Genomic DNA, 12390 nt, shown 5'->3' with positions numbered 1-12390 from the left:
CTAGACGTCGATCTGGGCGCGGACCAGCTCGCTGCCCTCGGCGTAGTTGATGTAGGCGGCTTTCCACTCGGTGCACCAGTCCATCGCCATCCAGCCCGCCTCGCGGTGGCCGTTGCCGGTATTCTTGACGCCCCCAAACGGGAGCTGGATCTCCGCGCCGCTGGTAGGCAGGTTGATGTAGACAATCCCGCTCTCCAGCTCGTCGAGGGCCCGCATCCCACGCCGCAGGTTTGCCGTGTAGAGCGAGAGCGAGAGGCCATAGCCGGTGCCATTGGCGATCGCAAGGGCTTCGTCGAGGCCATCGACCGTGATGATTCCCGTGACAGGGCCGAAGATCTCCTCCTGGGCGATTCGCATTGGCGGGCGCATGTTGTCGAAGATTGTCGGGGCGTAGAAGCAGCCCTTGTCCAGCGGCGCGTCGGTGAGGGGCGTCCCACCGGTGAGCACGGTTGCGCCCTCGGCTTGACCAATCGCGACATAGCCCTGGATGCGCTCCAGCTGCGTGCGGTTCACCACGGGGCCGATCTGTGCGGCTGGGTCGGCCCCGGGGGCCATGCGGAGCTTGCCCGTCTCTTCGACCAAACGCGCGGTGAAGTGCGCCTTGATCTTGCTATCGACGATCAGGCGGCTGGCGGCGGTGCAGCGCTGGCCGGCGGTGCCAAAGGCGCTCCAGAGGCAGCCCTTGATCGCAAGCTCGATATCGGCATCGTCGAGCACCACGATCGCGTTCTTGCCGCCCAGCTCGCAGCTCACCCGCTTCATGAGCTGCCCACAGCGCCCGGCGATCTGCTTGCCCACAGAAGTGGAGCCCGTAAAGGAGATGGTCGCGACCCCCTCCGCCTCCACAAGCGCCGCGCCCGCTTCCTCGCCATAGCCGGTCACCAAGTTGACCACGCCCGCGGGAATCCCCGCATCGGCGAGGAGCTGGACAAGGAGCACGGCCATTCCGGGCGTGTCCTCGGCGGGCTTCCAGACCACGGTATTACCTGCCAGGAGCGCGGGGAACATCTTCCAGGTTGGCACGGCGATGGGAAAGTTCCACGGGGTGATCAGCCCAACCACGCCCACGGGAACCCGGCGGGCGGAGCAGTGGATATCGGGGCGCTCGGAGGGGACCACACTGCCGTTGGGGAGTCGCCCGAACGCGGCCATGTAGTGGGCCATGTCGATCGCCTCTTGGACATCGCCGCGTGCCTCGACCAGTACCTTGCCCATCTCATCGACCATGGCCTGGGAGAAGAGCTCCTTGCGCTCCTCTAGCAAGCGCCCCACTTTGGTCAGAAGCGCTCCCCGTGCGGGAGCGGGGGTCTTGCGCCAGGTAGGGTAGGCCGCCTTGGCCGCCGCCACCGCCGCCGCGACATCGCGCTGGTCGGAGCGGGCATAGACTCCGAGAGTCTGGTCCGTGTTGGCCGGGTTGGTGGATGCAAATGTCGCGCCGCCTTGGCTCGCCACCCACTCGCCGTTGATGAAGTTGGTTTTTCCGTCGGTCATGAACGGATTGTACCCACCCCCTAACCCCCGTCCGACGGGGGGACATCAAGGAAATATAAATTTCCCACAGATCCCCCCCGCCGGGCGGGGGATGGGGGGCAAGTTATTTCAGCGGGGCGCGGGTGAACTTGGCATCGCCCATGGGGGTGCTGATGCTCATGCCGGTGACCTTGCCGTCTTTGTCGCGGGTGATCTTCACGGTGAAGCCATCAGGCAGCCCCTCACCCGTCAGCTCGTCCTTGTCCGAGAGCTTCCCCTCGATAGTGGGGTTACCGTCGGCCTCGATCATCAGCTTGCCGTCCTTGACACGCATGGTGACCGTGGGGAGACCCGGCGTGTCGCTGGTGTAGACTCCCTCTAGTGCCTTCAGGCGGGCGGCGGGATCGGCGGCATCGGCCTTCTTCTCAGGCTCGGCTTTCTTCTCGGCGGCCGGGGGCTTGGGGAAGGTCGTGCGCTTGAAGCTGAGCTTGCCCACGGGGGTCTCGGCGACCAGGTGGGTGACCTTGCCGTCTTTGTCGCGGGTGAACTTGGACGTAATCCCCTCGGGCGCGTGGGTCGAGACGACATTGTCCATCTTGTCGAGCGTGAAGTCGATCTCCGGCTGCCCCTCGACAATGATGAAGAGCTTGCCTTCCTTGACAACGACCTCAAGCCCCGGAACCGGGCTGGCGCTGTCCTCGGCCTCGTACTTGCCCAGCACATCGGGGAGCTCGGTCTTGGGCGCCTCGGCACCGGGCGGCTTGGGGAAGGTCTTGCGGGTGAAGTTCAGCTTGCCCTGCGCGGTCTCGACCACGCTACCGGTCACCTTGCCGTCTTTGTCGCGGACGAGCTTCATCGACGTCACATCGGGGATCTCTGGCGTGGTCTTGATGCTGTCGTCCTTGCCGAGCTTCACCTCAAGATCGGGCTGGCCCTCGGTTTTCAGGAGCAGCTTGCCCTTCTCAAAGACCATCTCGCCCTTGATGCGCATTCCCTGGATCTCATCGGACTCGTAGACCCCCAGCACATCGGGGACATCGGCCTTCTTGGCCTCTTCCTTGGGAGCGGGCTTGGCTGCTTTGGGCTCCTCGACACGCTTGAGCTCGCCGCCGCCCATGGGGGTATCGACCTTCAGCCCCGTGATCTTCTTGTCCTTATCGCGCACCAGGGTGAAGTTGAAGCCCTCCGGCAGCCCCTCCGCGATCAGCTGGTCCTTGTCGTTGAGCTTGACATTGATCTCGGGGAAGCCCTCTGCCGCCATGATGAGCTGTGCCCCCTGGGCCTTGATCACAATGGTGGGGACTCCAGGGGCCTCTGCCTTGTAGGTTCCCAGGGCCGCTTTCTGCTGGGCGCTGAGCTCTTGCAGAAACGACGTTGACACGGCGGCGGGACGAGCCTCGCGGGCCATGGTCCCGGAGGTGAGGGCGGCGATCAGCCCTGCTGCGAAAAAGAGACGCTTCATTGTTTGGTTGCTCCTAGAAGCCCGCGACCGACAGCGCAGGCTTTTCTACGCTGTATGATACCAAAAACCTCTCTCAGGTTACCGCAAAAACGGGTTAAGGTTTCGTGGCACTCAGGAGCTGCACCGCCACCTTGCTGCGTGCCTCCATGCCCTTGAGCGTCGTGCGGGCGAGCTCGGGAGCCCAGTCCAGCGCCACCTGGTAGACTTTCTGCGCTTGCTCGGGCTGGCCCACCTGCTCGTAGAGGAAGGCGTAGTTGCAGAGCATGGTGACATAGTGGCGGCGGGTGTAGTCCCCATCGACCTCGGTGGCCGTGGCGGCGACGGGAAGCTCGGGGAGGTCGATAGTCTCCCAGGCGGCCTTGCTCTGGGCGATCACGTCGGTCATGGCCGGGGGGCTCGCCAGAGGAACCAGCACCAGGATCACCCCACGGGGCACGGGGATGTAGTGGGTGCGGAGCCACTCCAGCTCCAGCGACTCCCCGAGCTGTGCAGCGTTCTGGGCCGAGGTCCCAAAGTAGGTCGAGGCCAGGGGACGCCCCTCCAGCGATGCCCCTCCCCTCTGGGCGAGCTGCTCCGGGTCCAGAACCGTGACATCGGGCCGGAGCTTTAGAATCTGGTGGACATAGCGCAGCGAGTAGGTGTCTTCGTCGCCCTGGCAGAGCAAGACCGAGCCCGGCGCGCAGGCCAATAGCTTCTGCACCGCCAGCTGCCGAATCCCGGTGGCTGCGTGGAGGTTGCAGGCCGGAAAGCTCAGTGTCAAGCCGAACGCAGGGAGAACAAAGCACGCTCCCAGAGCCAGGATACGGGGTCGCTGCCGGCGCTCCAGGGCCTGCTCGACCTGCCCCAGAGCCACCCCCACCAGCACGACCACAAGCGCGAGCGGCACCAGGTAGTAGGAGGCGATGTCCTCGATGGTGTAGCAGAGGCAGTACCCGGCCATGGCCAGGCCCATGAGCACCAGCCCCGCGAGAGTCCCTGGCTGTCGGCGGCCCAGTGCCACTCCCCCCAGAGCCGTCAGCACCCAGAGCGGCCCAAACCCATTCTCCGCAAAGATCGCCCCCGCCAGCGTGAGCGGCTTCTGAAGCGCACTCCAAGTCGTGGGAGGAGCCAGGAAGATTCGGTAGCTCTGCCCCGTGACATGTGCCCAGAAGGCCTCGGGGCTCCCTAGCTTTCCCCAGAGGATGGTGTAGAGAGGAAGCCCACTGAGCACCAGCAAGCCGATTCCCACCAGCAGACGCCGCGCTAGCCCCGACACCTGCCAGAGGCGCGCCCCACAGAGAACCAGTAAGCCCGGCACCAGGAGCGCGACTGTCAGGTGGTGGGCAAGCCCCAGCCCGACCGAGAAGCACGCCAGAAAGAGCGCGCGCTCGTCGCCGGTGGCACGGAAGCGGAGGCACTGCCAGATCGCCAGGAGCACGAGAAAGAGATGCAGGCTATAGACCTCCACCCGATTGCACTGGCTCCAAAAAGTCAGGCTCCCCCCGAAAAACGCCGCTGCCCCCAGCGCCGCACGCACCGGCACGTCCAGAGCGCGGAGCACCCGGTAGAGGCAGGCGACCGCCGCCGCCCCCCCGAGCGCCACCAGCACCCCTATCCGAAAGGCCGGCTCCCCAAAGGGCACCAGCACCAGAAACAGCTTCCCGAGGAGGGTGAAGAGAGGATAGCCCGGAGGATGGATCACCCCCTGCCCCCAGATCGCCGCGATAATCTCCCCCGAGTCGCCGCGGAAGACCGTGGGACAGAGGGTCGCCAGATAGAGGGCCCAAAACGCCAAGCCGAGCGCAAGCATCGTGCGGCTATCCGAGGAAATTTTAGAGAGCATCCTGGTAGAAATGTCGGGCAGTTTGTCTTTTCTCTGGAGGTGGCGGTACAGTGGGCACATGAAGATCGAATCGCTCTCTCTCTGGCCCGGCAAGCTGCCCGGCGGCGCCCCCCTGGTCACCGGCCCCGAGGCCGATACGTCCAAGCCCGGTGTCGGGATGACCGGCGGCAAGCCCGTGATCCGGCTCGGCAATGTCAGCCAGCCCGAGCTGCATGTCTACCTGCCGTCGGGGAAGCGCACGGGCACCGGGGTCGTGATCTGCCCCGGCGGCGGCTACAACATCCTGGCCTGGAACCTCGAGGGCACCGAGATCGCCGAGTGGCTCAATAAGCAAGGGATTGCCGCGTTTGTGCTGAAGTACCGCGTCCCCACCGGCTCGCTCAAGCCCAACTGGGAGGGACCGACCATGGACGCCCAGCGTGCGCTTCGTCTGGTGCGTGCCAACGCGCAAAAGTGGGGCGTTACCCCCGACAAGCTCGGCATCCTCGGCTTCTCTGCGGGCGGCAAGACCGCCGGTATGGCCGCCTTGCAGAATGGAAAATCGCTCTACGACGACCAAGACGACACGGACAAGCTCTCGTGTCGCCCGGACTTTGCGGTGCTGGTCTACCCCGCGTACTTCTGCGACAACAACCTCCAGCTCCAGCCCGAGTACGCCGCGATGGTGACCAAAGACCTGCCCCCGTTCTTCTTCGCCCACGCCGCCGACGATGGCGTGACGTGCCAGAGCAGTGTCCAGCTCTTCACCGCGCTCCGAAAAGTGAGTGTCCCCGCAGAGCTCCATATCTGGGAGTCCGGCGGGCATGGCTACGGCATGCGTCCCCAGAAAGATAAGCCCATCCCCACCGCCTGGCCCAAGCGCTGCGAGGAGTGGCTGAAGGCACGGGGGCTGGTGTAGGTCGCGTTTTAGATCGCCCCCGTTTCGTATCGCCCCGGTTAGAGCGGGGCGTCTTGCTGTCGTCGCAAGCTCCGACACGAAGGCCTTCGGCCATACCGAATTATGGGCGCAGCCCTTTGTGTCCGAGGCACGAGGATAGCAAGACCGGGTACCCCTTGGGTGCGTTCATGGGAGCGATGAAAACGGCGCGACCTACACCCGCGCCTTGACGGTCTCCTGCCCCCAGCGCTGGGGGTTGGCGTAGTCCACCGTTCCATTGGCATCGGTCTTGTAGCCACAGCGGGCGATCAGAGTGTCGGCGCTAGCGAAGTCATCGCCGGTCTCTTTGAGGCGGGCGGCGAGCTTTTTCTCCAGCTCCGCCTGCACGCCCTTGAGCGCCGGGTCGTTGGCGCGATTCGTAAGCTGATACGGGTCTTCCCGGTTATCGTAGAGGAGCCAGGGGCCGCTGAGGTCACGGACATAGGTGTAGCGCACCGTGCGAATCCCCCGGTACTCCCGCCCGCCATTCCTGCGGAGCCACTCCCCAAACGGTACCGCACAGAGAATCAGCGCCGCGTCGTCGTCCCAGGTCCGTTTGCCCTGGACCACGGCGGCGAGGTTGCGGCCCTCCACGGTCGCGGGAACGGGCAGGCCGCAGAGGCCGAGCAGGGTTGGCATGAGGTCGGGGGTTCCGATGGGTCCCTCGATCGTGCGGGCTTTCCCACCGGGCAGGCGGATCAGCAGCGGCACCCGGATCGACTCGTCCCAAGGCTTCTGCTTCTTGAGCATCCCGTGCGAGTGCAGCATGTCGCCGTGATCCGACGTGTACACAAAGACCGTGTTCTCTAGCTGCCCGCTGGCCTTGAGGGCCGCGAGGAGCTTACCCACGCACTGGTCCAGCGCCGCGATATGGGCGTAGTAGCCCGCGTAGGTCTTCTGGGCATCGGCGCGGCTGGCGTCGGGGACATTGGGCCGCAGGCTCAGGGTCTTGGCATCGTAGGTCTTAAGAAGCTCCTCGGGGCACATTCTATACGGATCGTGCGGCGGCCCAAACGACAGACAGAGCAGAAACGGCTTGTCCTTGGGGCGGCTCTGTAAATACGCAAGCGCTTCGTCGGTCTGGGCGTAGGCATCGTAGCCGGGCCAGGTACGCTTTTGGGTCTCGTCGCCGGCGAAGTACTCCGAGTGGAGGTAGTTGTGGGTGCACTCTAAAACGCGCCAGTGGTCAAAGCCCTGGCGGCGCTCTTTCGGGATCCGCTGGCTACGCCCCGTGCCGTCGAGGTGCCACTTCCCGATCCACGCCGTGTCGTAGCCCGCCTGCCCAAACGCCTCCGCCAGCGATGTGGCCTTGTGGTTGAGCCGCAGGTCGTTTAAGAAAAGCCCGTGGGTCAGCGGGTACTGGCCCGTCAGAAAGCTCGCACGCCACGGCGAGCACACCGGCATGGTCGCGATCGCGTGGGTGAAGTGCACACTCTCCCGCGCAAGGGCATCCAGGTGCGGGGTCGCCACCTCTTTATTGCCCGTGTAGCCATGGTCGCACCAGCGCCACTGATCGGAGAAGACAAAAACAACATTCTTCATGGTCGCAAGACAATCCCTTCGATGCGATTCTGCACCAGAAACGGCTGCGCCAGCATCAGGCGCCGCGCGGCCTTGAGCGCCTCAGGTGTGGTCTCAATCCAGAGCACGCGGTAGCCCAGAGCCGCAATTCTCAGGGCCTCGGCGCTTCCCAGAGCCTCCACCAGAGGCGGGTTGGTCGGGTCGGTGAGGGGGGGCAGCATCTTGGCGGATTATACAGCATAGACTCTCTCTAAAATTACCCCTAAGTTCTACCAGCAATTCCTCCGACCATTAGCATGTTAAAGGATACGTTCTATGGCAAATGTTAGAACCTGCCTTGAAGAAGTGATGCGATTGCAGGGAGTGACCGGCGCTGTGCTGGTGGATCTCAAGAGTGGCAAGATGCTAGGAATTGCGGGGGACACCCCGAGCCTGGATATCGAGGCCGCGGCGAATACGGATCTTATGAAGGCCAAGTTCAGAGTACTCTCCTCTCTCGACACTAAAGAGACCATCGAGGACATTGTGATCACGCTCGGTCAGCGCTGCCAGCTTCTGCGCTGTATCGGGGGAGCACAGGGCCTGATGATCTACCTCAACATGCAGCGCCAACAGGCTAACCTCCTGGAAGCGCGCCAGAAGCTCAGCCAGCTTGAGGCGGAGCTCGTGATCTAAGAATGAAATTTTCTCAAATGAACCCGATTGTGCGAAAGGTGTGTGCCACGAATGGCTGACGTGTCTGGAATCATTGGTATGGGTGCAGGCTTAGCATGCGGCATCGGTGGCCTGATGAGTTACCTCAAAGGGAAGCAACTGATGGCCGAGGCTGCCAAGAAGTCCTCATCCGACAAGAAGTCCTCCCGCAGTAGTGAGTCGGAGGCGAAGCTAAAAGAGGTCGAGCAGCAGCTCGCCGCGAAAGAGACCAGCTTCCGCAAGGAGCTCGATGAGACCGCGCGCCGCCTGAAAGAGGCGGAGCAGCGTGCGGAGGGACTCACCAAGGACCTGGCCACCCAGGTTGCTCGTGTGGGAACTCTGGAAGGCGGCCAGAAGGCCCTTGAGGAGCAGCGCGCCCAGTGGGACGCCGAGAAGGCCAGCCTCAGCAGCGCCCTCGCCGCGGCACAGGCAAGCCTGGAGACCGCATCGGCATCGGGCGCAAGCACCGAGGAGCTCACCGCCCTCAAGAGCCAGCTCGACGAGACCCGCAGCCAGCTCAAGGATGTCGAGGCCAAGGCAGCCGATGCCGAAGCCCAGCTCCTGAAGTCGGAAGAGCGCGCCGAACAGCGCCTCAATAAGCTCACCCAGATGTCCGAGAAGGTCGCCTATGAGCTCAAGCAGACCAAGGAGGCCCTCGCCGCCGCCGAGGCCGCCAAGGGAAGCGCCGCTCCGGCGTCCACCCCGCTCGCAGGCTCCGATATCTTCCTCAACGCCCTCGTGGAGTCGTCGCACGATGCGGTCTGTGTGATCAATGAGCAAGGCAAGGTCATCACCTGGAACCGCGCCGCCGAGGCCATCTACGGCTACGGTCAGGCCGAGGCTCTGGACCTAGAGGCCGGCCTGCTGGTCGCCCACGATAGCCGCGAGAGCTTCAAGAAGGCAGTCGATCGCCTCGAAGACGCCAACAAGCCGCGCACACTCGATATCTACGGTGTCCGCAAAGACGGCAGCGCGTTCCCCATCGAGGTTGTCCTGGCAAGCTGGAAGGACGAAGCCACGGGCGAGAAGCGCTGCGTCGTGGTCACCCACGATGTCTCCGAGCGCCGCCAAGCCGAGGCCATGCGCCGCGACAAAGAGGCCGCCGAGGAGGCCAACCGCGCCAAGAGCCAGTTCCTGGCCAACATGAGCCACGAGCTCCGCACCCCGCTCAACGCGATCATCGGCTTCTCCGAGATCCTCCACGACCGCACCTTTGGCGAGCTCACCCCCAAGCAGGAGCGCTATGTCGGCAATATCCTGTCGTCGGGGCGCCACCTCCTGCAGCTCATCAACGACATTCTCGATCTCTCCAAGATCGAGGCCGGTCGCGTCCAGCTCGACTACGCCGCCTTCTCCCCGCTGACCGCCGTGCGAACGGTGGACAACCTGGTCAAGGCGCTTCTCCAGAAGAAGAACATCACTCTGGAGGTGGAGGGCGGCACCACCCTGCCCCCGCTGATCGCCGACCAGGCCAAGTTCAAGCAGGTGCTCTACAACCTGATCTCCAACGCGATCAAGTTCACCCCGGAGAACGGGAAAGTCACGGTCGTGCTGGCAACCGCCGGCAACGGCAGCTTCCTCCAGGTGGATGTCAAGGACACCGGGATCGGGATCAAGAAAGAGGACCAGGACCGCATCTTCCGCGAGTTCGAGCAGGTCGATAACTCCTACTCCCGCCAGCAGCAGGGCACGGGCCTTGGTCTGGCACTGGTGAAGAAGTTTATCGAGATGCACGGCGGCCGCATCTGGGTCAGCTCCGAGGGCGAGGGCCAGGGAAGCACCTTTAGCTTCACGGTTCCCTTCGGCCCCGAGGACAACGGCCCCGGCCGCGGCACCAAGACCGAGCGGACAACCACCGCACCCGCCAGCGCTCCCAAGTCCATGGCGCTCGTGATCGACAGCGATGCCTCCGCGGCAGAGCTGCTCACCCACCACCTGCAAGAGGGCGGCTACGATGTGGCCCGCGCCAATAGCGGAAAGGATGCCCTCTCCCTCGCCCAAGAGCTCAAGCCGGCCATCATCACGCTGGAGGTCGAGCTCAATGGGGAAGATGGCTGGGAGCTTCTCAGCCAGCTCAAGGCCGAGGCCAGCCTCAAGGCAACGCCTGTGGTGGTAGTCTCGGTGACAAAAGAGCGCAACCGCGCTCTCCAGCTGGGCGCCGCAGAGTTCGTGGTGAAGCCCGTGGAGGCCGAGAGCCTCCTGCGAACCTTCACCGATGTCCGCGAGATCAGTGCCGTTCGGATCGCCTCTGAGCAGGAAACCGAAGAAGCGAGCCCCGCCCCCCCCACCGCCGCCCCCACGCGCCGTGGTCGGAGTGAGCGTGCTGCTGCGTAGTCCCTGCCAATCTCTGGCCCGACGATACGAGACGGAGAAAGATCGTGTCTGAAAAGAAAATACTGGTTGTCGAAGACAATCCAGTGAACATGGAGCTGGTAACCGACCTCCTGGAAGTAGCAGGGTTCTCTTTTGAGATGGCTATGACCGCAGAGGAAGGCATTCGGCTCGCGGAGGCGGGGCTCCCCGACCTAATCCTGATGGACATTCAGTTGCCCGGAATGGACGGTCTGGAGGCTACCAGCATCCTCAAGAAGAATCCGAAGACCAAGCATATTGCTATTGTTGCCCTCACCGCTCATGCGATGAAAGGCGATGAGGAGCGGGCGCTGGCAGTGGGCTGTATTGGCTACATCACGAAGCCGATCAACACCCGCTCCTTCCCCCGCATGGTTCAAGAGTTTGCGGAGTCCCTCGCGGAAGCCCCCGTCCTGCTGGACGAGCCTCTGCTGGACACCCCACTCCTGACTACCGAGACGCTCGTGGAGATGCCGGCGATCACGCTGATGGCCGACGATACTCCGCTGACGCTGGCTGCCGAGGGCGACGACTCGCTCTTGACACTGGCCCAGGACGACGAGCAGCCGGTGGTTCTGGAGCTGGTCAGCGAGCCGATGTCCCCCATCGTCCTGGATATCGAGGAGCCCGTCACACGCCCCACTCTGGAGCTGGTGAAGACTCCTATCGTGCCGGCAACTCCTGTCGCTCCGCCACCGGTGGAGCAACCGATCAGCGGCAAGCGCCGCAAGCGTGGCCTGAGCTTTGCGACGGCTGCCAACAGCAGTGCACGCCTGATGGTGGTGGACGACGACGAGATCAATCGCGAGATGCTCTCGGCGATGCTCCGCACCCTGGGCTACGACTCCGAGCTGGTGAGCAGCGGCCCCGAGGCGCTGGAGAAACTCGATGCCAGCTACGACATGATCCTGCTGGACTACATGATGCCCGGCATGGACGGAGTCGAGGTCTGCAAGCGAATCCGCGAGGAGTCGCGCTTCAACGATATCCCAATCGTGATGGTCACTGCTCTCTCCGGCAAAGAGGATCGCCTCCGCGCCGTCGAAGCAGGAGCCAACGACTGGATCTGCAAACCGGTAGACCGCACGGAGCTGCAAGTCCGTGTCGCCTCGCTCCTGAAGATGAAGCGGGCACAGGACGATCTCAAGAAGCACCAGCGCAACCTGGAGGAGACGGTTCGCAGCCGTACCGCCGACCTGCGCCACGCCATGGAAGAGGTCAAGCAGTCCCAGGAGGCCGCACGCCGCTCCGCACTCGATGCAATGCAGCGCATGGCCTACACCGCGGAGTTCCGCGAGGGACCGACCGCCGCCGCCCACATCCGGGCGGTCGGGCAGTACAGCATGGTGATCGCCAAGGCGATGGGCCTGGACGAAGACGCGGCCGAGATGCTGCTCTACGCCAGCCAAGTCCATGACATCGGCCTGCTCGCCATCGAGGATAGCATCGTCAATAAGAAGGGCGAGCGCGACGAGTACGAGGAATCGGTCTACCGTCAGCACGCGATCCTGGGAGCACGCCTGCTCTCCGGGTCACCGTCGGAGCTCCTGCGCTCCGCCGAGCTGATCGCCCTCTCCCACCACGAGCGCTGGGACGGTCGGGGCTACCCGCAGGCACTGGAAGGGGACGAGATCCCCCTCTATGGCCGGATCGTAGCCATCGCCGACGCGTTCGATCAATGGACCAGCTACAACCACAAAAAGCGCTCCCTCACCAATGAGGATGCGAAGAAGAAGCTTAAAGAGGAGTCCGGGAAAGCCTTCGATCCCAAGATCGTGGACGCCGCCCTCAAGGCCTTCGACGAGATTGTGGAGTGGCAGCGCCGCTTCCGCCGCGCGGAGGAGCCGCCAGACGATTTGCCCGTCAGCGCGATCTCCTACGCAGTTTGAGAGAAAATAATAGATCACATCTCCCCCGCCGGACCTCTCCGGCGGGGATTTTTCTTTTTAGCCGGGACGGAGATCGTCCGGCTATGGGGCGTCGTGCCTCCGCCGCGCTCCGCGACCAACCCTACACCGTCACGATCTCGGACAAGCAACAGGCCTGCCAAGAGCTAAACGCCCTCCTAGAAGACCTCGCCAAGACCCGCCGCACCATCCAACGCGCCGCCAACGCCAGTGGCCCTACCACAAAGTAGCCACCCGCCCCATCCGC

The 12390-nt window shown here is 63.9% G+C and carries 10 protein-coding genes; 5 read left to right on the top strand and 5 right to left on the bottom strand.

Annotation, left to right across the window (positions count from 1 at the left end; all coding sequences use genetic code 11):
* From HNQ39_RS03670 to HNQ39_RS03660, 3 genes are all read right to left on the bottom strand, one after another.
* A complete protein-coding gene (locus HNQ39_RS03670; RefSeq protein WP_184192600.1) occupies positions 1-1491 on the bottom strand; it encodes an aldehyde dehydrogenase family protein in 1491 nt (496 codons plus the stop codon).
* 103 nt (positions 1492-1594) lie between these two features.
* Complete coding sequence (locus tag HNQ39_RS03665; RefSeq protein ID WP_184192599.1) at positions 1595-2932, bottom strand: hypothetical protein; 1338 nt, start codon at positions 2930-2932, stop codon at positions 1595-1597.
* A 94-nt stretch (positions 2933-3026) separates the two neighbouring features.
* Complete coding sequence (locus HNQ39_RS03660; RefSeq protein ID WP_184192598.1) at positions 3027-4754, bottom strand: protein O-mannosyl-transferase family; 1728 nt, start codon at positions 4752-4754, stop codon at positions 3027-3029.
* A 58-nt stretch (positions 4755-4812) separates the two neighbouring features.
* Between HNQ39_RS03660 and HNQ39_RS03655 the strand changes: the two genes are divergently transcribed.
* Positions 4813-5652, top strand: a complete 840-nt coding sequence (locus HNQ39_RS03655) for an alpha/beta hydrolase (protein ID WP_184192597.1) — start codon at positions 4813-4815, stop codon at positions 5650-5652.
* 192 nt (positions 5653-5844) lie between these two features.
* Here HNQ39_RS03655 and HNQ39_RS03650 read toward each other — a convergent pair whose 3' ends face one another.
* Together HNQ39_RS03650 and HNQ39_RS03645 are read right to left on the bottom strand one after the other, a co-directional pair.
* Positions 5845-7212, bottom strand: a complete 1368-nt coding sequence (locus HNQ39_RS03650) for a sulfatase family protein (protein WP_184192596.1) — start codon at positions 7210-7212, stop codon at positions 5845-5847.
* Positions 7209-7412 carry a hypothetical protein gene (locus tag HNQ39_RS03645; protein ID WP_184192595.1) on the bottom strand — a complete coding sequence of 68 codons (204 nt, stop codon included), beginning with the start codon at positions 7410-7412 and terminating at the stop codon, positions 7209-7211. Before HNQ39_RS03645 ends, HNQ39_RS03650 begins: the two co-directional genes overlap by 4 nt.
* A 94-nt stretch (positions 7413-7506) precedes the next feature.
* Between HNQ39_RS03645 and HNQ39_RS03640 the strand changes: the two genes are divergently transcribed.
* The 4 genes from HNQ39_RS03640 to HNQ39_RS03625 all read left to right on the top strand — a co-directional run bounded on the left by HNQ39_RS03640 (position 7507) and on the right by HNQ39_RS03625 (position 12373).
* On the top strand, positions 7507-7866 hold the full coding sequence (locus HNQ39_RS03640) for a hypothetical protein (RefSeq protein ID WP_184192594.1): 360 nt from the start codon (positions 7507-7509) through the stop codon (positions 7864-7866).
* Between the two features lie 114 nt (positions 7867-7980).
* Entirely contained in the window at positions 7981-10218 is a 2238-nt protein-coding gene (locus HNQ39_RS03635; RefSeq protein ID WP_184192593.1) for an ATP-binding protein, read from the top strand.
* A 44-nt stretch (positions 10219-10262) separates the two neighbouring features.
* Positions 10263-12125, top strand: a complete 1863-nt coding sequence (locus tag HNQ39_RS03630) for a response regulator (RefSeq protein WP_343075953.1) — start codon at positions 10263-10265, stop codon at positions 12123-12125.
* 83 nt (positions 12126-12208) lie between these two features.
* A complete protein-coding gene (locus HNQ39_RS03625; protein ID WP_184192591.1) occupies positions 12209-12373 on the top strand; it encodes a hypothetical protein in 165 nt (54 codons plus the stop codon).
* The last annotated feature ends 17 nt before the right edge of the window (positions 12374-12390 follow it).

This window comes from Armatimonas rosea (assembly GCF_014202505.1).
Taxonomy (GTDB): Bacteria; Armatimonadota; Armatimonadia; order Armatimonadales; family Armatimonadaceae; genus Armatimonas; species Armatimonas rosea.
The sequence above is the reverse complement of the archived record's forward strand: the minus strand, read 5'-3'. Positions and strand labels throughout refer to the sequence as shown.

Excerpts from the sequence above, each read along its gene's own strand:
- HNQ39_RS03670 (WP_184192600.1), bottom strand. The coding sequence starts at position 1,491 with ATGACCGACGGAAAAACCAACTTCATCAACGGCGAGTGGGTGGCGAGC.
- HNQ39_RS03665 (WP_184192599.1), bottom strand. The coding sequence starts at position 2,932 with ATGAAGCGTCTCTTTTTCGCAGCAGGGCTGATCGCCGCCCTCACCTCC.
- HNQ39_RS03660 (WP_184192598.1), bottom strand. The coding sequence starts at position 4,754 with ATGCTCTCTAAAATTTCCTCGGATAGCCGCACGATGCTTGCGCTCGGC.
- HNQ39_RS03655 (WP_184192597.1), top strand. The coding sequence starts at position 4,813 with ATGAAGATCGAATCGCTCTCTCTCTGGCCCGGCAAGCTGCCCGGCGGC.
- HNQ39_RS03650 (WP_184192596.1), bottom strand. The coding sequence starts at position 7,212 with ATGAAGAATGTTGTTTTTGTCTTCTCCGATCAGTGGCGCTGGTGCGAC.
- HNQ39_RS03645 (WP_184192595.1), bottom strand. The coding sequence starts at position 7,412 with ATGCTGCCCCCCCTCACCGACCCGACCAACCCGCCTCTGGTGGAGGCT.
- HNQ39_RS03640 (WP_184192594.1), top strand. The coding sequence starts at position 7,507 with ATGGCAAATGTTAGAACCTGCCTTGAAGAAGTGATGCGATTGCAGGGA.
- HNQ39_RS03635 (WP_184192593.1), top strand. The coding sequence starts at position 7,981 with ATGAGTTACCTCAAAGGGAAGCAACTGATGGCCGAGGCTGCCAAGAAG.
- HNQ39_RS03625 (WP_184192591.1), top strand. The coding sequence starts at position 12,209 with ATGGGGCGTCGTGCCTCCGCCGCGCTCCGCGACCAACCCTACACCGTC.